Origin of the sequence: Bradyrhizobium sp. 45 (assembly GCF_023073155.1) — a bacterium.
Classification (GTDB): Bacteria; Pseudomonadota; Alphaproteobacteria; order Rhizobiales; family Xanthobacteraceae; genus Bradyrhizobium; species Bradyrhizobium canariense_D.
On sequence record NZ_JADPIX010000138.1, the window covers coordinates 63,265 to 83,331 of the forward strand.

Consider the following 20,067-nt stretch of genomic DNA (forward strand, 5'->3'; position numbering starts at 1 on the left):
GCGGCAGAGCAAGTCATGCCAATTTGATCCTTGGGTCAACGATACTGTAGGCGAAATCGACGGTCACGCTGACAATGACAAACAGGCCAGCGGAGACCAGAATGACGCCGGAGACGACGGGAACGTCGCGCGTGGCTGTAGCGGCGACCAGGACGCCGCCAAGTCCCTGTCGGGCAAAGACGGCCTCAATTAAAACGGCACCGGACAGAAGCTTACCGAACGCCCAGCCTGACAAGGTGATTGCTGGCAAAGCTGCATGGCGCAGGACATGACGAAACCGCACACCGAGATCGCCCATGCCTCGCGTTCGCGCCGAAGTTACAAAGGGCAACTCGAGCAAACGCGTGAACTCACTCGTAACGACTTGCCCGAAGAGCCCAGACAGTTCCAACGCCAGCGCCAGGGTCGGAAGAATGAGGCCGATCGCCGAATTTCCTCCCACCACAGGAAAGATGCGAAGCTGTACGGCAAAGACGACGAGCAGGATGGTGGCTAGCCAGTAAGGCGGCACGGTCGCCAACAGAACCTGCATCCCGCTCAGCAGCTTTGCCCAGAAATTATCTCTCCCGGCTGCAAAAACTGTGGTCAGAATAGTGATCACCCACGCGGTTAAGAGCGCGGCGACCGCAAGGAGGACGGTTGGCCCAATCTGTTCGGCAATGATGGCTGTCACTGGCCGGTGCTGGTGGTAGGATTGGCCAAGGTCCCCCTGCAAAATCCCGGAAATGTATTTCGCGTATTGCAAGAAAATCGGCTGGTCGAAGCCATATTTTGCGTTGATTGCCGCAAGCTCTTGTCGAGGGGCCGCCCCTACATTGCCGCTGACGACGTTGAGAATGATCTGGGCGCGGTCACCTGGCAGCAGACATTGGACAAGGAAGGTGAATGTTGCCGCAGCCCATACGGTCGCTGCGGCGGACAGGATGCGATGTGCGAACCACACGGCCCGTCTGCAGGCTGCGACTTTCACGGGGCGGATTTCTTGTCGAAATAGCTATCATAGAAGACCGGCTCGCCGACGGAGCCGCGGTCGAGCCAAATGTCCTTTAGATGTGCTTGCACAGCTAGAGTGACGTCCAGGACTGCGAACCCCACGACAGGAGCGTCAGCGACGATCTTGCGCTCTGCTTCCTGATAGAGCGAGGTTCGCTCAGCATTGTCGAAGTGTTTTTCGGCCTTCTGAATAATGTCCCACAGTGCCCGGTCCTGGTAGCGTGAGGGATTGAAGCGATTGAGCTCACCATTAAGGTCAGGCTTCCAGGAGATGCGGAAGATTTCAGCGCCGGGAGCAACCCAGTAGAGAAGGACGACCTCGTAATCGTTCGGACCGAGATTTTTCCCGGCGAAGAAATCGGCCTGGTTCGTTGGCTGAAGCCGCACGTCGAAGCCGGCAGCCTTTGCCTGCTGTTGGATCACCTGCACGGCCTGCTCACCGTCGGGCTTCAAGAACGAACTCGAATAGGAGATGCGTACGACGAGCGGCTTGCCATGCTTGAGGCGAACGCCCCTGCTGTCACGCTCGGTCCAACCCGCCTGATCCAGGAGCTGATTGGCTTTGCCGACGTCATACCTGTATGACGGGGCAAGCTCGCTAATATATTCGGGCGAGCTTTGGCTTAGCGCGCCATTGCCTTCAAACGGCAAGGAGCCCAGGAACGAGGACTCGACCGCGGCTTTTCGGTCGGCGGCATAGGCAAACGCCTGGCGAACGAGCAGATCGTCAAAAGGCGAGCGAGCCGTATACAACGCCAAGCGCAGGGGCGTGCCACCCGTAATGTGCCGCAAGACAGTGAAGCGCGAGTTCGCATCTTTCCAAGCGACGGCTGGAACGTCGTAAGCTGCATCAGATTCCCTGGTTAGCAGAGAGCCATACCGAACGGTCTGATCGGGGAAGAACTTCCACTGGATCCCGTCAACGTAAGCCGGTCCCTGGTGCTTGGCTGTTGCCGGCGCGGAGTTGTAGTCGGGATTGCGGCGGAATATAACCTCTTTTCCCCGATTCCACTTCTGGACGATGAATGGACCCGATCCGACCGGGTTCTCGCAGTTCACCGCAAGTCCACGCTTGAGCGCCGTTGGCGACAGAATGCCCTGGGACGACTGGGCCAGAACATTGAGCAACGGCTGGAACGGCGCCTTTAGCGTTAGTCGAAGTGTCGCGGGCGCGATTGCCGCTGCCGATTCAAAGTTGTCGCTGAGGTAAGGAGCGGCCGTCGGATTGCGGAGGTCCGGATTGGTGCTGAGCCAGCCATTGATGTTGTCGGCGACTGCCTGTGCATCGAGCGGTGTCCCGTCGGTGAATTTCACGTTCGGCTTGATCTGAAACGTGTACACTTTCTTGTCGTCGGAGATGGTCCATGATGTAGCCAGCCATGGCACAATCTCCCCGTCCTTCGTCCGGGCGACTAGATTGTCGCTATATTGCCGCTGTAGATACCACTGCTGGACCCATCCTCCGAACAAGCAAGGCGGCTCCTGAAAGTGGCCATATCGAATAATGCCGCCGCGCCTCGTACTGTCGCTCGAACCGTCCTGAGCAAAAGTGCTGGGCGCATAGGCGATCTGCGAGAGCGTGGAGAGCGTTATTGCAATGGCTGCTGCCTTTTGCTTTCTGTAAGCGTGTGGCTGGCCCGCGAGAAGCGCAGATGATTGTGTGTCGGACAGAGACATATCGAACCCCAAGCTATTGATAGTGAAACCGCGAGGCAGACGGGCGATCAGGCCGTCGCCCGCTCTTGCGACGGAACGCCCCCTGGGAGCGCAAGGCCAAAACGGTCACGCAAGCTTTCTTCCCGATACTCGGTGCGAAACAGTCCGCGGCGCTGCAGTATTGGAACGACATGATCGATGAAGGCGGGCGCACCATCCTCCAACACATCTGGGATGATGTTGAAGCCATCAACTGCGCCGGCGCGGTACCATGCCTCGATCGAATCGGCGATCTGTTCCGGTGCGCCCGCGATCACGCGATGGCCGAAACCTTGAACGCTGCTTATGATCTCCCTAACTGTCCGGCCTTGGCGTGCCAAGCTTTCGATGGTGCGGTGATGACCGACCGAAAATGGGACATCATTCGGATCGGGCAGCAGTTCCTCGGGAATGGGTTTGTCAAGGCTGAGCTTTTCGGGCGCCACATTGATGCCTCGCGCCAAAGCGACGAGCGCGCTGGGCAGATCGAGTAATTCGTCGATCGCTCTCTTGCGGCGATACGCCTCCTCTTCCGTGCCGCCAACGAAGGTGACCAGGCCCGGCAGTATGATCGGCGCCGTCCGCCGGCCGAGTTGATGCGACAGCGCACGCAGGCGTCCGGCCTCGCGCAGCGCTGTCTCCAGGTCGCCTGCAGCAGCGAACACCAGATCGGCGCTGCGCGCGGCAAGCCGCAATCCGTCGTCCGAGCCTCCCGCTTGAACAATGATCGGGTGCACTTGTCGCGAACCGGGGTGCGTGAGCGGACCGCGGACGCTAAAGATATTGGTGTTGGGGTCGAGCAGTCGAAAGTGGGGATTGGCGTAGATTCCAGATGTCTGATCCCCGACGATTGTTCCATCTCCCCAGCTCAGCCATAGCCCACGGACCGTTTCGACGAAGTCTTCGGCGCGCTTGTAGCGCTCCTCGCGACCGAGCTCGCGCCCACCGAAATTGCCGACCGTCGCGGGGCTGGAGGTCGTGACAGCATTCCAGGCGGCGCGGCCGCCGCTAATGACATCAAGTGATTGGAAACGACGCGCCAGGTTGTACGGCTCATTGTACGTCGTCGATGCGGTTGCAATCAGTCCGATGTGTTTCGTCTCACGTGCGATTACCGTGAGAACAAGCGTAGGTTCAAGCCCGTTGAGTGGCGGTCGGCGGGTAATATCCCAAGATATTGCCGGGGTATCTGCAAGAAACACCGCGTCGAGCAAGCCGCGCTCGGCCACCTTCGCTGCCCGAAGATAATGCTCGATGTCAAAGAAAGCGCTCGGATTGGTGCTCGGCCAACGCCATGCTGCGGCGTGTCCGCCCGCGCCGTGAAGATTAAGCCCAAGATGAAGCGTTCGGATTGCAGAAGACATGAATTCTCCAGGCGCGGGATGGCATGCGCAGTTCAAGGGGTGTGTTGGCTCGGCTACGCTATCTGGCTGCTTCTTGCGCGCTCGCGCAGAGAACGAGCGGCATCCGAGGACGCGGCGAGGCCGCCGGTCGAGATTAGCGGATCAGGTGAAGCAACCCGCGCGCTCAAGGAGCCCGAACACTTGACCAAGCGCGAACCAGCTGGACCTCTGACGAATTCGCTCGAGCGACGGTTGGCCGGGGGACATTGTGTATTGTACTTGCCCGAAACTCTGCTGGTGAGCCTTACAATGCGTGCAACTCGCGCGATGACCAAAGCCGCTGTCATGACAACTCCACGGCCGACACCAGCGGCCTTCGATCGCGAGAGAATCAAGCGACGGGACATCAAACGCAATAGTTGCGTATTTCAATCTGCTACCGCGCGCTGGCATACTCTTCTACGACAGCCTCGTTGTCTTCGAGCTTGCAGGATTTGTGCGCGTGCAGTCTGGTTGTCGCAGTTTCTGAGCGCGATCCCAAAGTCACGCCGAGGCGAGTGATTGCAAATCTGATGTGTCTCTTGGAGCATCGTCGTTCGGGGCGCGCGCTCGGTGTCAGCGACGGGGGTCCTCGAGTATCCCTCGATAGGATAGAAGAACTTTCAGGCCGATCGGCGACGGACACAGCCCCACCGCTTGCCGGGCACCCTCGTTGCGCGCGGGCAGCGCTCTCAGCCCAGCACCGCCAGCATGAGTTTTAGTGGCCTCGCGTGCCTCTGTGGTGTGACTGTCAAAGCGTGTCAAGCTCATCGGTTAGTGATCGACTTGGGCGCGCGAGATCAAGCTTCTTGAGCAAGTGTCTTTGCCTCCTGGCCAAGCCTGCGCTCGCATGTCTCGCGATACCGGACCGATCCAGCGGGAGCTGAGATAAGGCGCTCCGCGAACCCAGCAGCGACGCCGCTGCGGGCTGGTCGACAGTTCTCGGCTCGGCGCTTTACTTGTCGATTGCCGCGGGCTGCCGACGTCACATAGTTGCCAACGTTGCTCACGACCTTTCTGATCGAGGCAGGATGCTGACGACTTCGCCGGAGATGCCGTCGGCTCAGCCACCTGGGTTGCGCTGCGCTTCTGGGACACCGACCTGACTGATCCACCGCTGCTGTTCATTCGTAAGCAGCTCCTGACGGGTAATGGTATTTAAAGCCCGCTCGAAGCGAACTTGTCGCGTGCATCCTGAATAGAATGCGACAGATCCCGCGACAGCTCGATGATCGGTCCAGCTGCGGACGCACCATCAAGGTCGCGCACAATGGCCCCGATGCAGCAATTGGTTGCTTCCAGCACCGCTAATGAGACCGACATTTCTGCGGGGGTGCGAACCCGAGCAAAATCGAATTGCGCCAGAGGGGCACCTAATCCGCGAAGGTGTTCAGCGGCGGAATTGTACGCCTGCCAACCTGGTTTTGGGAAAGCAAGGAGGGTCATTGCAACGGTCTCTGCTGCGCGACTGAATGAAGGGATCGTAGAAGCGATAGTCTGTAACCAATTGAGGCTACGGTTCTTGTCGAATGTCTAGAGCCCGCCGCGGCATTGAAGTGAGATCGTATTGACCTGATGCGGCTCAAGAACGTAGCCCCGCTTGTGCGGGCAAAGTCCGCGACCAGAGCGTTAGAGAAATCGTGTTGGCCTTCTGGGGAAGGAAATCCGCAGCCAAGCGGCAATTCCGGCCCCGAGTCGCTTATGTCAGTCGAACGGGACAACGCGTTTCCGTTTATGGGCGAGGCAGGCGTCTCTGCTCGGTGCGGGCGGGCGGACGGGTTCCGTTCCCTGCATTAACACTGAGGCAAACTTGCTCCAGGCCTAGTGTAACTCGCCGGTGACGAACTGCGCTCGTCCCATGCCGAATGACCAATCCTCATCCGCATTGATCACGAAACTTATCATGAGGTCAGTTGACGCTACTCCACAGGACGACGACAGCCTCTCGGCGAGGACGCGGTAAAACTCCAATTTGGACGCCTTGTCGCGCGGTCGGCTCGTCAACTGCAGCATGACCAATTTATCGGTCCGATTGATATCAAGACCTGTGTCAAGCGCGACGAGGCTGGATTTGGGGTGCTGATGCACCACCTGATAGCGATCGCGGGGCGGCACGTGGAGCGTTTCGACCAGAACTTCGTGAGTGACATCCAAAAGCCGTTGGATCTCCGCGTCACTTCGTCCCTCGATCAAATCGAACCGCAAAAATGGCATGGCGATGCTCCTGGAGGCTCAACTAACAAAGCTGCGGCCGGCAACCAAGGTGGACCGAGCAATGAAAAGCTGCAATACTCGTTGTATGTTTTCTCTGCCGAGATCGACATCATCATTCAAGATGACGGTCATCTATTTTTAAGATGGACGACGGAGCACGCCAACTCACGCGGCCCGAACACTTGCCAGGAAGCGATCGACATCCGCTTTCAGCAAAGTGGACTGGTGGTTCAGCCCACCTGCAGCCGCAAGCACATCAGCCGCAGCCACCCCGGTCTGGGCAGACGCCTCGCTCACCCCGACGATGTTGCGCGATACGTCTTCGGTGCCTTGCGCGACCTGCTGGATGCTGCGTGCGATTTCGCGCGTCGCGACACCCTGTTGCTCTACGGCGGATGCAATCGCAATTGCGATCTCGTTGATCGAGGATATCGTGCCGCTCACGCCCTCGATTGCTTGGACAGCCTCGCTCATGGCGCCCCGCATGCCGTTGACTTGGGTCGAGATCTCCTCCGTTGCACGTGCGGTCTGCCCTGCGAGCGACTTCACCTCGCTTGCCACGACGGCAAACCCCCTTCCCGCCTCGCCGGCACGGGCGGCCTCAATGGTTGCATTTAGCGCCAGCAGGTTCGTCTGGCTTGCGATCGCAGTTATTAACTGAACCACGTCTCCGATCTTTGATGTCGCGGCTACAAGACCTTGAATTGTGATATTAGTCCGTTGCGCCTCTTCAACGGCGCCTCCGGCGACCTTGGTCGAACGCGCCACCTGATTGCCTATCTCGGCGATCGAGGCCGAGAGCTGCTCAGTGGCCGACGCGACCGACTGCACGCTTGAGCTGGCCTCTTCTGCAGCAGTCGCAACCACTCCGGACTGGCGGCTGGCAGATCTCGCCGTCTCCGACATGCCTTGGGACGTCGTCCTCATAGCGGAAGCCGAGTGAAAGAGGGCATCGAGTGACGTGCTTACACCTTGTGCGAACTCGTCGGCCAGCTTGCCCAGGAGGCCCCGTTTTTCCGTCTCGGCCATCAATTTCATCTCGTCCTGTTCCTGGCGAAGGCGAGCGGTCTCTATCATGGCGTCCTGAAACACTTTGACGGTCGTCGCCATCTCTCCCACTTCATCCGCACGCGAGAGCGCAGGAATCGCCGATCTTGTATCGCCACTGGCGAGCTTTCGCATCGCCCGCGTGAGACTGGCGATCGGCCGCGTGATACTGCGGCTGAGAAGAATTGACGTGGCCACGACAAGCGCAAGGGCTATAAGGATGAGAAGGCCAATGCGCTTTGCTTCTGCCATGAATATCGCGTCTACGTCGTCCAGATAGATGCCGCCCGCGACTGCCCAGTCATAGGGCTTGAACCCCACGACATAGGCGATCTTGGGAAGTGGGTCGCCGACGCCGGCACGGGGAAAGCTAAAGGCGACAAAGCCGGATCCGCCGGACTTCACAAGATCGACTTGCAGCCGGGAGAAAAAGACACCGTTGGCATCCGAGGTGTCCTTCATGCTCTTGTTCTGAAACTTGGGATTGGGATGCGCGACCAGTACGGAATCCATGTCGAGGGCATAGAAATAGTCGTCCTTGCCGAAACGCAATGATTGAAGCAGTTGCTTGCTCCGTTCCAAGGCCTGCGCATCGGAGAGCCCTGCCGCTCGGGATCCCTGGTAGTCCAATTCAAGCACCTGCTTCGCCAGCAGGACGAGCTGCTGAAGCTTGTCTTTTCGGTCCTCGAGCAGGCTGCTCTTGAGGGCCGACAAGCCGACCCCGGCCACGGATGCAATACCTAGAACAGAGAGAACCACCATCAACATCAGCCTGGAAGAAATCTTGAACTTGGCAGGCATGAAAAATCCTCAACACGCTGAGTCCGACCATCACTCCGCCTCATCTATCGCACATTGATAAAAATTGCCTTTAGCCCACAGGGCCACCTTGATATCAGGGCCAGTCGAACAAGGGCGCTGGGATGTGAGTTTATGCAAGCCTCGTTGCGATCACTGCGGTTCGCGGCGAACCATTACCAGTTGAGATGACGGTCATCTCGTCTCTAGATGACGACGCGCGCCGCATGGTTCCCCAATGCGTCTTTCACGCGGCCCACATTGGTCGTTAGGATGATTGTGACGTCATTCAAAATGTTGCTGCTGCTGGCTTCAAGAGTGGACTGGAATGGATCTCTCCGATCTCAAAGTGTTCGAGACGGTTCTGCGTCTTGGAAGTATCAGCCGTGCGGCAACGCAGCTGTGTACTGCTCAATCCAAAGTCACAACTCGTATCCGAGTGCTTGAGGGCAAGCTTGGCATTTCACTCTTCGAGCGTCACGCACGGGGCGTAACGCCAACCCCGGCAGCCCGCAGGGTCCTCCCCTATGTCGCGAGGCTTTCAAAACTTGCCGCGGATGCCCGAGCTGCGGCACGGGATGATGGTGTGCCGAGGGGCACTCTGCTGATCGGAAGCCTCGAGACGACCACCGCGTTGCGATTGTCTCCGCTTCTGCCAAGGTTTGCCAGCGCCTGTCCCCACGTCCAGCTCACGATCACGACCGGAAACACTACACGCTTGTTGAATGACGTCCTCGAGTATCGTCTCGACGGCGCGTTTGTCGCGGGCCCGGTCGATCACCCGGACCTGCATCAACGGCCTTTCTTCCACGAGGAGCTCGTGCTGGTAACGACCCCTTCGGTCCGGACAAAGGACCTGGCTGCCATCGGGCCCTTGAAGATGATCGTCTTTCAGACCGGCTGCTCTTATCGCACCCGTCTGGAGACGATGCTGATGGAAATGGGGATCACTCTGTCCGAGCCGCAAGAGCTTGGTTCTCTCGACGCCATCATCAGTTGCGTCTCCGTCGGCCTTGGTGTCACCTTGATGCCGAGAGGTGTCATTGCAGCTGCCGCCCGGGACGGCAGGGTCGCTGCGCATGCGTTGCCGCCTTCCCGGACGGCCGTTGAGACGGTGTTCGTCTGGCGAAAGGATGTCTATGTATCGAGCGCGATGACAGCCCTGTTCGATCTGATCGAATTCTGGCCGTAACTCGAGCCGTCCAGCCTAGGACCGCCGCTCGCCTTCGAAGTAGTTCAATAGGCCCGTGCCTGGTGCGCAGTTGACATACTCGAAAAGCTGGTTGTTCTCCGGCAGCACGAAGACTTCATGCCAGGTTCTGAGCTGGTTCTTCGCGCCGAACTTGCGGTAACGGGCCATTGCGGCGCGGAAGATCGCCCCGTGCGACGGATGATGCTCAGCCCAGTTCTCCATGTGGCCGAGCGAGAGAAAATATCCGAGCGCATGAGTCTCGAGCTCGGGTGCCCCGCCGACATCGCATGTTTGCTGAAACCGCAGCGAGCAGCAACCCGTTGCCTCAGGACTTTCGCGCAAGAAGTCCATTCCGCGTTCGAGGGGAGCTCGCAGGTCGCGCATGTAATCTTCGGTTTGGTCGGCATCGCAGCGCCCCCAAAAGGCCGCCGACCGAATCACCGTGAGGTTCCGGGGCGTAGCGATCCGCCACCGATTGGACCTGGTCTCGCGCGGCGTCGCGGATGGGAGCTCAGGCAGCGCCGACGGCAAGGGATCGACCGCCGCGAGTGGGATCCGGTCGCGCATCGCGCCGTAGTAGCCGCAATACGGTGTCGGGTAGAGCGCCACTTCGTTAGAGCGACTCATTCCGGCTGGATAATCGTTCCAATACAGCGTCTCAAGGCGTTCAATCGGAACGGTCAAGCTCTCACGGAAGTAGCCCGTTGCCTCCGAACACCTCGCCGAATCGTTCCACCAATTTGCCACGCGACTATCTTCGAGCCAATCATCACGACGGGTCCGGTCAACCCAATAGCTCGCAACCACATGCGTATAGAGGCCGTTGTGATCGACGAACCACGCATGATCGTGCACGTGCGGGCCGTTCGGCAGGCTGACGGCTTCGGACATCCACCGTATGAAGCCGGACTTGTAGACGGCTTCCGCGTTCGGTCCCTGGATGCCGTGAAATGCAACACACAAGGCGTCGCATTTGCGTGGGAAACCGACGGACCAACGCTGGACCACCGGCTCGAAACCTTTCGGCTTACGCAGCGGATTGATCCGCTCCAACACCTGAAAATTCATAGCGAGCTCCGTTCCCTAGTGGATTCCAAAATATGCCTTGTGAAGCTCGGAATTCTCTTTCAAGAGTTCAGCGCTTCCTTTGGCGACAACGAGTCCTTGTGCCAGCACGTAGCCGTAATCGGCCACGTCGAGCGTTTGACGCACGTTCTGCTCGATCAGCAGAACCGAAAGCCCGGCTGTCTTCAGTTGTCGGACTATTCCGAAAACCTCCGAGACAAATAACGGCGACAGTCCGAGCGAGGGCTCGTCGAAGATCACGAGTTCCGGATCGGCCATCAGCCCTCGCGCGATGGAGAGCATCGACCGCTCACCGCCGGACAGTGTTCCCGCGAGCTGGCTTCGCCGCTCCTTCAGACGCGGGAACACCTCGAACATCTCCTCCATCCGGGCCGCAACGCGCCTGTCGTCACGCATGATCAATCCGCCCACCTTGAGGTTATCAAGGACGCTCATGCGCGGCATCACGCGATTGCCTTCCGGGACCGTCGCGATCCCGAGGGCCGCGATCTTGTGGGTAGGCATGTTTGTAGTCGCTACGTGCCCAAAGCGAACCTCGCCTTTCCGGATCCGGGTCAACCCGAGGATGGCCCGGATCAACGTGCTTTTGCCGGCGCCGTTGGCCCCCAGGATGACCGTTACCGTACCGGGCCTGACCTCGATGGTCACGTTCTTCAGAACGTCAGCGCGATCGTAGCCGGCGTTGATCGCATTGGCCGACAACGTCCGCGCCGCGGTTCGTCGCACGCTGATCATTGCCCTATCCCGAGATAAGCTGCCTGCACTTCGGGGTCGGCTATCAACCCGTCAAAACTGCCTTCGAAGACTTTTCGGCCGAAATTGAGCACGATGCAGCGATTGGAGACACGCCGGATGACGTCCATTTCGTGCTCCACCAGGACCACGGCGAGGTCCGGCATCTCGGACCTGAATGCGAGGAGATCGTCCATGAGTTCGCGCGTCTCATCCGGGGTCATACCGGCGGAGGGCTCATCCAGCAACAGCAGGCGCGGCCTGCCGATCAGCGCCCGGCAGATCTCGATCCGCCGACGATCGATCATCGCGAAAGAGCTCACAGGCTGGAACAGCCGGTCGGCAATCGCGGCGTTGAAGCGGGACGCAATCTCCCTTGCGCGATTGACCGTCTCCCGCAGCTCTCTGCCCCACCGCGCGCGCCGAAACATATTTGTAAGGAGACCGAGATCGCAATGGCAGAGGGCTCCGACCGCAATATTGTCGAACACGCTCTGATCGAGCATCAGCCTCGATCGCTGAAAGGTTCGCGCGACACCGGCACGACCGATCATCTGGGGCGCACAGCCAAAGAGGTCGCGGCCATCGAGCCGGATCGTTCCCGCGTTCGGGTCGTAAAGTCCCGTGATGACGTTGAAGAATGTCGTCTTCCCCGATCCGTTGGGCCCGACCAGCCCGATCGTCTCGCCGCGGCCGATCTCGACGTCGAAACGGTCGAGCGCGACCAGCCCGCCGAATGTCTTGGTGAGACCGGCACAATGCAGCAGAGTGCTACTCATTTTGGCGCTCCGTCGATGAAGCGGGACAGGTCCCTCACCGGACGAGGCAGGATGCCGCCCGGGCGGAACAGCAAGATGACGAGCACGAGCAAGGCGAACAGCAACAGGCGGAATTCCTGGATCGACTGCAGCTTTTCCGGCACTTCCAGGATGATCAGGGCGGCTACGACGGAGCCCCACAAATTGCCGATTCCGCCCAGCACCACGATTGAGAGCATCAGCAGGGAGTCCCCGAGGCCCGCGCCGTTGGGTGTCACGAACCCGTTCATCATCCCGTAGAGCGCTCCAGCCATGCCGATGATGGCGTTGCCGAGGACAAAGCCGACGACCTTCCACAGCCGGATTGACAGGCCGAACACCGCCGCGGCGGTCTCATCGCTGCGGACAACGTCCAGGGCGATGCCGACCCACGAGTTTTCCAGACGACGGACGAGGATGAACACGAGGCCGAACATGCAGACCGAGAGCGTTGCATAGGGCAGATAGAACGACACGCTCCATGGACCAATCTGTTTGAGCCGGGCGAAATCGAGCCCCATGATCGAGAAGCTTCCGATCTTCAGCCCCTGGGGCCCGCCGAGGACGTCGTTGACTTCGAGCCAGGTCCGCAGCAGCACGCCGAAGGCGATCGTCACGAGCGCGGCATAGTGCCCGCGCGTTCGCAGCACCGGCAGCAACAGCACGAGGCCCATTGCACCCGTCACAATCGCGCCGATCAACGGCGCAAATGTGCGCGGAACGGTGCTGTATGCAGTCACTAGGGCGGCCGTATATGATCCCACGACGAAGAAGGCCGCGCCTGCGAAGTTGGCGATGCCGGCGAATGCGAGCTGCAAGTTGAGAGCGATGCAGGCAGTCGAGAAGATTGCTACCGTTGACAACATGAGAAGCGCGTAGTGATCGGCGTGAAACAGGACAATCAGGATCAACGCACACAGCAATGCCATGCCATTGGCAACGCCTCGGTAGTCGCCGCAGGTGGCGGCAATCTCCCGGCCGATCTGCGTTCGATCGGACACTCCAAACGCCAGAACGAAGGCTGCGAGCAAGGCGAGAACGACGGGCTGGGATTCGGCGTGCATCATCACGCCGCCGCCGGAAAACAGGAGCGCCACCACGGCTGCGACGAGGGCGCGCGGATGACGACGAATCCGTGGGACGGAGAGCGAGGGAGCCGGGCTTGAAAGGCTGCTCATGTCACACCCGTTCGCTGCGCTGTTCTGCAATGATTCCTGTCGGGAACAACGCAATCAGGATGATGATGACGGCAAAGGCCACCACATCGCGATAAGCGCTCGAGATCGGCATCGCCACCACAACCAGCGTCTGCACGCCGGCGAATAGAAATCCCCCGATGATCGGCCCGATCAGGCTTCCAAGACCGCCCACCACAGCCGAGGCGAATCCGATAATGCCGAGCAGAACGCCCATGTTGAAGCTGATCTCGCGGTAATACAGCCCGAGCATGCAGCCGGCAAAGGCGGCGAGCCCCGATCCCAATGCGAAGGTCCCAGCACGACGCGCTGCTGGTCGATGCCTGCAAGGCGTGCAACCTCGTCATCCTGGGCCACGGCGCGGATCGAGAGCCCGAACCGGGTGCGGGTCACGAACAGATGCGTTCCCACCACCAACAGCAGTCCGGCACATACGATGATCACACTATCGATACCCACACTGAAGGAACCGGCATTGATCATGCCACTCGGCAACAGAGCCGGAAACGGCTTCGGGTTGCCGCCGTTGGGCACGCCAAGCCGGATGGCCTCGCGTAGCACGGTGCCGGCCATTAAGGTCGCGAGCAGCACATTGATGCTGGGGGCGCCGCGCAAGGGGATCACAAGAATCCTCCCGATCACGATGCCCGCGAGCGCCCCGGCGCCGACCGCAGCCGCCAAACCGGTGAGCAAGGCCAGCGCAGGGGGCAGCGCAAAGAGAGCTCCCGAAACGCCGGCGGCTCCCAAGGCTGAAAAACTTCCGAGCGTCACGACGTCACCATGCGAGAACTTGATGACGTCGAGCACCCCAAAGAACAGCGAAAATCCAACGGCGATCATTGAGTAGATCACCCCCAGCATGAGGCCGTTGAACAGCTGCTGCGCTACGATCCCGATGTCCATCAATGTCTCCGCACGCTAGGGCGTCGCATGACGTCTGGTCAATTGAGGCGGAGTTTTCGTTTGCTGGCGGCATATTCGCTATCCGGCCAATAGACCCATTTACCATCCTGGGCGACATAGACGTTGGCCCTCAGAATGTTCTGCCTGTGGTCGTCGAAATTGATCTCGCCGACCAGCGACTTGTATGCCTTGGTCGTATTGAGCAGGTCCTTGACCTTGGCGCGGTCGGGGCCAACCTTCTCGATCGCATCCATGATCAGAGTGGCGGCGGAGTAGGCGAAGGGGCCATAGGCGTCCGGGTCTTCGCGAAAGCCCGCCTTGGCGTATGCGTCGAGAAACGCTTGACCCTGCTCATATTTGGTGATGGGAGCACCGTTGTGGAAGGAAATCGTTCCTTCCGCCGCGGCACCTGCGCCTTCCAGGAAGCCTGCGTTCATGATGCCAGAGACGCCCGCAAGCTGAGCGGTGACACCGACCCGATCCATTTGAGCCCGCAATCGGACGCCGAGCGGCGTCAGGCCGCCCACCATGATCAGATCTGGCTTCAGCTCCTTGATCTTGGTGAGCTCAGCCGTGAAGTCCTGCTGATCCGGGCTGACCGGAAAAATCGCGACGATCTCGCCGCCGGCCAATTTGAGATATTCGCTGAAATATTTGTTCTGTCCCTTGCCGTAGTCGGTGGTGTCGTGAACGACAACGTATTTCAGGAAACCCTGCTTGGTGAGGAACTCCGCTGCGAGCTTGCCTTCATTGATCATCGTCCCGTTGACGCGATGAATTTCGTGGTAGTCGTTGCCATAGGTGATCTCGGGCAGGATGGCGCCCCACACCACGACCGGCAATCCGAACCGGGCATAGGTATCAACCGTCGCGATGCCTACGGCAGAGCAATAGTGGGTCACACCGGCGATGATGCTACGATCCGATGCGGCCTTGGTTGCGACCTGGATGCCGATATTCGGCTTGCATTCGTCGTCCAAGGTGACGAGCTCGAAAATGTACTTTGCCGATGGGTCGGCGTTTCTCAATTGCACGGCCAACTGCGTGGAATTGCGGCCCCCGATACCGGGAGCTGAATTCCCGCCCGACAATGGTCCAATAAACGCAAGCTTTACGGTCTCCTTGGCCAAGACCGGAACTGTTCCGGTCGCCACCGCGACCAGCGCGCCGCATGTCAGCAGCAACAATTTGTTTATCAGCTTCATTGGCAATGCCCTCCCCTGCTCGGAAAAACTGTATCCATCGCGCACGAGCGAGACAGTGCGAATCTTCGCAAATGGGCGTGCGCAACGGAGCACGAGCAGGTGGACCGGCGATGATCGCCTACAATCGAGACAGATTGCTGCTGCTTTTGGCAACGGATTGCCTTCGACGAGGCGGATGCGGACGCAAAAAAAACACCCCGTTGCAATCGGCAACGGGGTGACTGGGTCGCAGGACATCTGCGACAAGTCGAGGGAGGTAGTCTTCGTAATCACGACAGCCAGGGGCTCATCGCAGACGTCGAATAAATCCTTCATACCATCGCCACGGCAAATTCCCGCGGGGCGTTCGTGCAAAGGGTCTTGCACGAACACCTTGATGGCAATTGGCGGCTCATGCGATCTGGCGGCTGGCTGCCGGTGTGTTGTCGAATTCACTGGAAAGGTCGACTGCGACAGTCTTAGGCAGGCAGAGGACATTAACCGCCGCGGTCATCAGTGCGATCGCGATGGGATAGATCAGGCCGGCGTAGATGTTGCCGGTGTAGCTGACGAGCGAGAGGCTGATCAGCGGAACGAAGCCGCCGAATATCCCGGTGCCGATGTGATAGGGAAGCGACAGCGAAGTATATCGCAGCCGCGCCGGAAAGAGCTCGACGAGAAATGCGGCATTCGGCCCGTAGACCAGCGCTACGAAGATGAGTTGCGCCAGGATTAGCGCGGTGACGACCACGTAATTGTGCGCAGCCGTGGCGCTTGCAATCCCCATGTAGATGGGGACGTAGAGCGCGGCGGCGAGCAGCAGGCCGGCGACAATCAGCGGGCGGCGTCCGATGCGGTCTGACAGGGCCCCGCTCACGACGATCAGGGGCGTGCCAAGGGCTAGAGCAACGGCGACGCAGACATTTGCCGTCAGGAAGTCCACCTTGAGAACGCTCTGCAGGAAATACAGCGCATAGAATTGTCCGGTGTACCACACGCATCCCAGACCCGCCGTCGCGCCGAAGAGAGCATAGAGCGCATAACCCAACCCTTGTCTCGTGCCAAAACTTTCGCGAACCGGCGCGCGCGAGACCTTGCCGGCCTGGCGCATCTGCTCGAAAACCGGCGACTCGCTCAGCTTCAGACGAAGATAGATCGAAAACACGACGAGAAGTGCAGACAGCAAGAACGGGATACGCCAGCCCCAAGCACGGAAACCTTCCTCCCCGAGCGATAGCCGACACGCCAGCACGACCAGAATTGCAACGAAGAAGCCCAAGGTGGCTGTGGTCTGGATAAAACTGGTGAAGAAGCCTCGACGGTTTACCGGTGCATGCTCAGCCACATAGATGGCAGCGCCACCGTACTCGCCGCCGATGGCCAAGCCCTGTACCAAACGGAGCAAGACCAACGCGACAGGTGCAGCAAAGCCGATAGTTTCATATGTCGGCAAAAGGCCGACCGCGGTGGTCGAAATCCCCATTAAGATAAGTGTCAGCAGAAACGTGTGCTTGCGTCCCAATCGGTCGCCAAGACTGCCGAACAGGATGGCACCGAACGGCCGGATGACGAATCCGGTCGCAAAGGTCGCAACACTGATCAAGACGGCGGCGGTGGGATCATTGGCGGGGTAAAAAAGGGTCGAAAAGAACACGGCAAGGCTTCCATAGAGATAGAAGTCATACCATTCGATAACCGTGCCTGCACTTGAGGCAAGCACCACCGTCCAGATGCTCAGGTTCGGGGCGTCCGCTTTAGGTTCGCTCATCATATCTCTCCATGGGCCTTGTTGGGCACGTGTTTTCCCGGGCGCGCGCGCCGCAGCGCACGCCCCTTCTCCACCCGGCAATACGTAGAAAGTTGCGGACCCGTTAGGCCGCGATAGAATTTCGGGTCGGCGCATAGTGCGCAAGACATGCGCTTGCTTCTGCCGAAATTCGCTTCACCAGCTCACCGGCGGTTGGAATGTCGTTGATGAGACCGATTGCTTCTCCGACCGTGACATTGGCCGTATCGTAGTCGCCGGAGACCCACGCCTTCTCGACGCGCTGCAGCTCGGCTTCTTGCAGTGTGCGCAGCTCGTCTTCCCGGCCATGCCACCTTTCGATGAAGCCGTTCTTCATCAGGCGTCCAGTGTACTCCGAGGGCCAAGCCTTTTTGCGGACAACGTCGTAGACACGTGTCCGGATCGTTTCATCGCCGGTGGCTGCCAGCACCTTTTCCTTGGCGTTGCGATGAATGACCGACTCTTGCGTGGCCCAAAACCGCGATCCGATCAAAGCACCGTCGGCACCTAGCATTAGCGCGGCGGCGAGACCGCGCCCGTCAGCAATGCCTCCGGCGGCAAGAAGGAGAACGCGCGGCGCTCGTTGCGCGATCATATCGGCGACTGCAGGAACGAACGGCATCGTCGAGCGCGCCGTGAGTCCGTGGCCGCCGGCCTCCGTACCCTGTGCGATGATAACGTCCGCGCCGACGTCGATCGCCCGCTGGGCATGCTCGAGCGTATGCACCTGACAGATCAGGGGGATGCCGGCCTGCTTCACTTTCGGGGCATATGGCGCAGGATCCGAGAACGACAGCATGATCGCTTTCTTGTGCCGCTCCAGAGCGAGATCGAGCAGACCCGGATCGTTCGCCAGCGCCCAGGTGATGAATCCACAGCCGACGTCCGGGCGGCTCACCTTTGCGGACTGTTCTTCGAACCAGGCGCGGTTGGCATAGCCGCCGCCGAGAAGGCCGAGAGCACCTGCCGCGGAAACCGCGGAGGCCAGCTCGCCGCCGGAGGCCGGATCCATCGGCGCCAGCACGATCGGGTGCTCGAGCCCAAAAAATTCGGTCAGTCTCGTCTTGATAGCCATGTCTCTTCCTCTCCTAGGCTTATGCCCGTCTCGGATACTGGGAAGCTAGATTGGCTGTTGACAACATAAAAGTGATTATTATTGATCAGAGTCATCATTCCGGGAGATGACCACATGGACAGCACGGATCTGAATTTCTTTTCCGCGGTCGCCACGGCCGGCGGAATCGGCCGCGCCGCCCACAATCTCCACACCGTGCAATCGAACGTGACCCAGCGAATTCGAGCGCTGGAGAACCAGCTCGGTGTCCGACTTTTTGATCGGTCCAAGAAAGGCGTTACGCTCACCTCCATGGGCAACAGGCTGCTTCCTTACGCCAAGCGCATCAGCGATCTGTTGGCCGAGGCGCATTGCGCAGTGAAGGACGAGGCGTGGCCGGGCGGCGAGCTGCGCATTGGATCAATGGAGACGACGGCGGCGTTACGCCTACCACCGTTGCTCACCCACTACGGCATCGCTTATCCCGATGTTGACGTCCAAATCGAGACAGGCCCGACCGCAGCGCTGGTCGACTGCGTATTGTCTCGGAAGCTTGACGGAGCTTTTGTCTCTGCACCGGTCACGCACGGTGAACTGACCTGCACACCGATCGTGGAGGAGGAGCTGGTGCTGATCACGCCGCCGATGGTGACGTCCCCCCAACACCTCGGCAAATTCCTGGCTTCGGGAAGCGGCCGGAAGGTGATCGTGTTTCGTGCCGGCTGCTCCTATCGACAGCGCCTGTCCGAATATCTTGCGCATCGTGGTTTCGTCGACCTGCGCTGGATGGAAATGGGAACGCTCGACGGAATCATCGGTTGTGTGGCGGCTTCGGTCGGGCTGTCATTGGTGCCGCGCGTCGTCGCTGATTCTGCCGAACGACAGGGCTTGATCCGCCTGCATTCGCTGCCGAACGGGACCGGCAGTGCCACCACGGTTTTCGTTCACCGCAAGGACGCATTCGTGTCCTCCGCCCTGCGGGCGTTCATGGAATGCGCCGGATCGGGAACGAACCAAACAGCCCCGCCCGAGCAACCGGCAGTGGCGCTCAAGCAGCCTCGAAAGACGACCTCGCCGCCTTGACTGATGCCACGATAAAGCGATGCACTTCTGCAACCCGCCGCGTTTCGTGCGTATCGGGATGCGACGTCAGCCAGTAATTCCGCACGAAACGAATGTCGGGAAGCAGACGCTGCAATTCGGGATAGCGCTGGGCCACGTAATCATGAAGGATTCCGACGCCGTGTCCACCACGAACGGCCTCCATCTGCGCAACGACGCTACCGCATTCATAGCGTCGCGACATGAGCCGGCCGAGCACTGAGGCATAGTCCAATGCCCTGCTGTAGACGAAATCCTCGACCTGGGTGACGAACAGGCGGCCGGCAAGATCGGCCTGCGTCCTGATGGGACCCTCGCGCGCGAGATAAGCATCAGCAGCATAGACACTGAGCGTATAGTCGGTGAGTTTGGACAGGATCAGCTTACCCTGCTTGGGCCGGTCCAGCGTGATCGCAACGTCGGCCTCGCGCCTTGACAGGGAGAATGTGCGCGGAAGCGGCACGAGTTGAATGACAAGGCCCGGGTGCTTCGCGGCCAGCGAGCCCAGCCGATCGGCCAGGAAGTAGTTGCCAAGCCCGTCCGGTGCCCCTACGCGCACGGTTCCGGTGAGGGCCTCGGCCGCGCCTCCAATGCTCGATCCCACTTTGAGGAATTCGCTCTCTGCGCGCTCGGCAGCCGCGACGAGCGCCTCGCCCGCCGCCGTCAGCGTGCAGCCTGTAGTGTGTCGTTCGAGCAGTTTGGCATTCAAGCTACTCTCCAGCGCGGTCAGTTGCCGGGCGACCGTTGCATGGTTCAGCCGTAGGCTTTTCGAGGCCTTCAGAATCTGGCCGGCACGCGCCACTTCTAGGAATATCCGAACGCGCTCCCAATCCATTGACTACACTTTCTGCACAACGGAGCCGCGAATTCGGCCGTTGATACCGCATTTTTATGCGCTGCATATCTG

Annotated in this window: 18 protein-coding genes; 2 read left to right on the forward strand and 16 right to left on the reverse strand. The window is 59.8% G+C overall.

Annotated elements, in window-relative coordinates; genetic code table 11:
- Positions 1–13: 13 nt before the first annotated feature.
- The 6 genes from IVB42_RS32035 to IVB42_RS32060 all read right to left on the reverse strand — a co-directional run bounded on the left by IVB42_RS32035 (position 14) and on the right by IVB42_RS32060 (position 8,132).
- A complete protein-coding gene (locus IVB42_RS32035) occupies positions 14–970 on the reverse strand; it encodes an ABC transporter permease (RefSeq protein WP_247369509.1) in 957 nt (318 codons plus the stop codon).
- Positions 967–2,670, reverse strand: coding sequence for an ABC transporter substrate-binding protein (locus IVB42_RS32040; protein ID WP_247471790.1), 1,704 nt, complete (start codon positions 2,668–2,670; stop codon positions 967–969). The genes IVB42_RS32035 and IVB42_RS32040 overlap by 4 nt, the downstream gene beginning before the upstream one ends.
- 47 nt (positions 2,671–2,717) lie before the next feature.
- The gene (locus tag IVB42_RS32045; RefSeq protein ID WP_247369513.1) at positions 2,718–4,052 is read right to left on the reverse strand and encodes an NtaA/DmoA family FMN-dependent monooxygenase; all 1,335 of its coding nucleotides are present in this window, start codon (positions 4,050–4,052) and stop codon (positions 2,718–2,720) included.
- A 1,176-nt stretch (positions 4,053–5,228) separates the two neighbouring features.
- Positions 5,229–5,516, reverse strand: a complete 288-nt coding sequence (locus IVB42_RS32050; protein ID WP_247369516.1) for a hypothetical protein — start codon at positions 5,514–5,516, stop codon at positions 5,229–5,231.
- 375 nt (positions 5,517–5,891) lie between these two features.
- Positions 5,892–6,284, reverse strand: a complete 393-nt coding sequence (locus IVB42_RS32055) for a tautomerase family protein (RefSeq protein ID WP_247369519.1) — start codon at positions 6,282–6,284, stop codon at positions 5,892–5,894.
- Positions 6,285–6,449: 165 nt separating this feature from the next.
- Complete coding sequence (locus IVB42_RS32060) at positions 6,450–8,132, reverse strand: methyl-accepting chemotaxis protein (protein ID WP_247471793.1); 1,683 nt, start codon at positions 8,130–8,132, stop codon at positions 6,450–6,452.
- Positions 8,133–8,457: 325 nt separating this feature from the next.
- On the opposite strand from IVB42_RS32060, the gene IVB42_RS32065 reads away from it, so the two are divergent.
- On the forward strand, positions 8,458–9,321 hold the full coding sequence (locus tag IVB42_RS32065; RefSeq protein WP_247369523.1) for a LysR family transcriptional regulator: 864 nt from the start codon (positions 8,458–8,460) through the stop codon (positions 9,319–9,321).
- 15 nt (positions 9,322–9,336) lie between these two features.
- On the opposite strand, the gene IVB42_RS32070 is transcribed toward IVB42_RS32065, so the two are convergent.
- From IVB42_RS32070 to IVB42_RS32110, 9 genes are all read right to left on the reverse strand, one after another.
- Positions 9,337–10,389, reverse strand: coding sequence for a phenylacetaldoxime dehydratase family protein (locus IVB42_RS32070; RefSeq protein ID WP_018458442.1), 1,053 nt, complete (start codon positions 10,387–10,389; stop codon positions 9,337–9,339).
- Between the two features lie 15 nt (positions 10,390–10,404).
- Positions 10,405–11,142 carry an ABC transporter ATP-binding protein gene (locus IVB42_RS32075; protein WP_247471798.1) on the reverse strand — a complete coding sequence of 246 codons (738 nt, stop codon included), beginning with the start codon at positions 11,140–11,142 and terminating at the stop codon, positions 10,405–10,407.
- Positions 11,139–11,918 (reverse strand): ABC transporter ATP-binding protein, encoded by a 780-nt coding sequence (locus tag IVB42_RS32080; RefSeq protein ID WP_247369525.1) that lies wholly within the window; start codon positions 11,916–11,918, stop codon positions 11,139–11,141. Before IVB42_RS32080 ends, IVB42_RS32075 begins: the two co-directional genes overlap by 4 nt.
- Positions 11,915–13,114: a branched-chain amino acid ABC transporter permease gene (locus IVB42_RS32085; protein WP_247471800.1), complete on the reverse strand. Its 1,200-nt coding sequence runs from the start codon at positions 13,112–13,114 to the stop codon at positions 11,915–11,917. The genes IVB42_RS32080 and IVB42_RS32085 overlap by 4 nt, the downstream gene beginning before the upstream one ends.
- Before the next feature lies 1 nt (position 13,115).
- On the reverse strand, positions 13,116–13,385 hold the full coding sequence (locus tag IVB42_RS32090; RefSeq protein ID WP_247471802.1) for a hypothetical protein: 270 nt from the start codon (positions 13,383–13,385) through the stop codon (positions 13,116–13,118).
- Positions 13,286–14,035 carry a branched-chain amino acid ABC transporter permease gene (locus IVB42_RS32095; RefSeq protein WP_247471804.1) on the reverse strand — a complete coding sequence of 250 codons (750 nt, stop codon included), beginning with the start codon at positions 14,033–14,035 and terminating at the stop codon, positions 13,286–13,288. The genes IVB42_RS32090 and IVB42_RS32095 overlap by 100 nt, the downstream gene beginning before the upstream one ends.
- Before the next feature lie 38 nt (positions 14,036–14,073).
- Positions 14,074–15,675, reverse strand: a complete 1,602-nt coding sequence (locus IVB42_RS32100; protein WP_247455006.1) for a branched-chain amino acid ABC transporter substrate-binding protein — start codon at positions 15,673–15,675, stop codon at positions 14,074–14,076.
- Positions 15,632–16,987, reverse strand: coding sequence for an MFS transporter (locus tag IVB42_RS32105; protein ID WP_247371534.1), 1,356 nt, complete (start codon positions 16,985–16,987; stop codon positions 15,632–15,634). The genes IVB42_RS32100 and IVB42_RS32105 overlap by 44 nt, the downstream gene beginning before the upstream one ends.
- A 103-nt stretch (positions 16,988–17,090) precedes the next feature.
- Positions 17,091–18,080, reverse strand: a complete 990-nt coding sequence (locus IVB42_RS32110; protein WP_247455009.1) for a nitronate monooxygenase — start codon at positions 18,078–18,080, stop codon at positions 17,091–17,093.
- A 114-nt stretch (positions 18,081–18,194) separates the two neighbouring features.
- On the opposite strand from IVB42_RS32110, the gene IVB42_RS32115 reads away from it, so the two are divergent.
- Positions 18,195–19,142: a LysR family transcriptional regulator gene (locus tag IVB42_RS32115; protein WP_247299987.1), complete on the forward strand. Its 948-nt coding sequence runs from the start codon at positions 18,195–18,197 to the stop codon at positions 19,140–19,142.
- Here the strand turns inward: IVB42_RS32115 and IVB42_RS32120 are convergent.
- Positions 19,108–19,995, reverse strand: a complete 888-nt coding sequence (locus IVB42_RS32120) for a LysR family transcriptional regulator (protein ID WP_247299985.1) — start codon at positions 19,993–19,995, stop codon at positions 19,108–19,110. The two genes, IVB42_RS32115 and IVB42_RS32120, sit on opposite strands and share 35 nt — an antisense overlap.
- Positions 19,996–20,067: the final 72 nt, after the last annotated feature.

Coding starts and splice junctions, on each gene's coding strand:
- IVB42_RS32040 (WP_247471790.1), bottom strand. CDS start 2,670: ATGTCTCTGTCCGACACACAATCATCTGCGCTTCTCGCGGGCCAGCCA.
- IVB42_RS32045 (WP_247369513.1), bottom strand. CDS start 4,052: ATGTCTTCTGCAATCCGAACGCTTCATCTTGGGCTTAATCTTCACGGC.
- IVB42_RS32050 (WP_247369516.1), bottom strand. CDS start 5,516: ATGACCCTCCTTGCTTTCCCAAAACCAGGTTGGCAGGCGTACAATTCC.
- IVB42_RS32055 (WP_247369519.1), bottom strand. CDS start 6,284: ATGCCATTTTTGCGGTTCGATTTGATCGAGGGACGAAGTGACGCGGAG.
- IVB42_RS32060 (WP_247471793.1), bottom strand. CDS start 8,132: ATGCCTGCCAAGTTCAAGATTTCTTCCAGGCTGATGTTGATGGTGGTT.
- IVB42_RS32065 (WP_247369523.1), top strand. CDS start 8,458: ATGGATCTCTCCGATCTCAAAGTGTTCGAGACGGTTCTGCGTCTTGGA.
- IVB42_RS32070 (WP_018458442.1), bottom strand. CDS start 10,389: ATGAATTTTCAGGTGTTGGAGCGGATCAATCCGCTGCGTAAGCCGAAA.
- IVB42_RS32075 (WP_247471798.1), bottom strand. CDS start 11,142: ATGATCAGCGTGCGACGAACCGCGGCGCGGACGTTGTCGGCCAATGCG.
- IVB42_RS32080 (WP_247369525.1), bottom strand. CDS start 11,918: ATGAGTAGCACTCTGCTGCATTGTGCCGGTCTCACCAAGACATTCGGC.
- IVB42_RS32085 (WP_247471800.1), bottom strand. CDS start 13,114: ATGAGCAGCCTTTCAAGCCCGGCTCCCTCGCTCTCCGTCCCACGGATT.
- IVB42_RS32090 (WP_247471802.1), bottom strand. CDS start 13,385: ATGCTCGGGCTGTATTACCGCGAGATCAGCTTCAACATGGGCGTTCTG.
- IVB42_RS32095 (WP_247471804.1), bottom strand. CDS start 14,035: ATGGACATCGGGATCGTAGCGCAGCAGCTGTTCAACGGCCTCATGCTG.
- IVB42_RS32105 (WP_247371534.1), bottom strand. CDS start 16,987: ATGAGCGAACCTAAAGCGGACGCCCCGAACCTGAGCATCTGGACGGTG.
- IVB42_RS32110 (WP_247455009.1), bottom strand. CDS start 18,080: ATGGCTATCAAGACGAGACTGACCGAATTTTTTGGGCTCGAGCACCCG.
- IVB42_RS32115 (WP_247299987.1), top strand. CDS start 18,195: ATGGACAGCACGGATCTGAATTTCTTTTCCGCGGTCGCCACGGCCGGC.
- IVB42_RS32120 (WP_247299985.1), bottom strand. CDS start 19,995: ATGGATTGGGAGCGCGTTCGGATATTCCTAGAAGTGGCGCGTGCCGGC.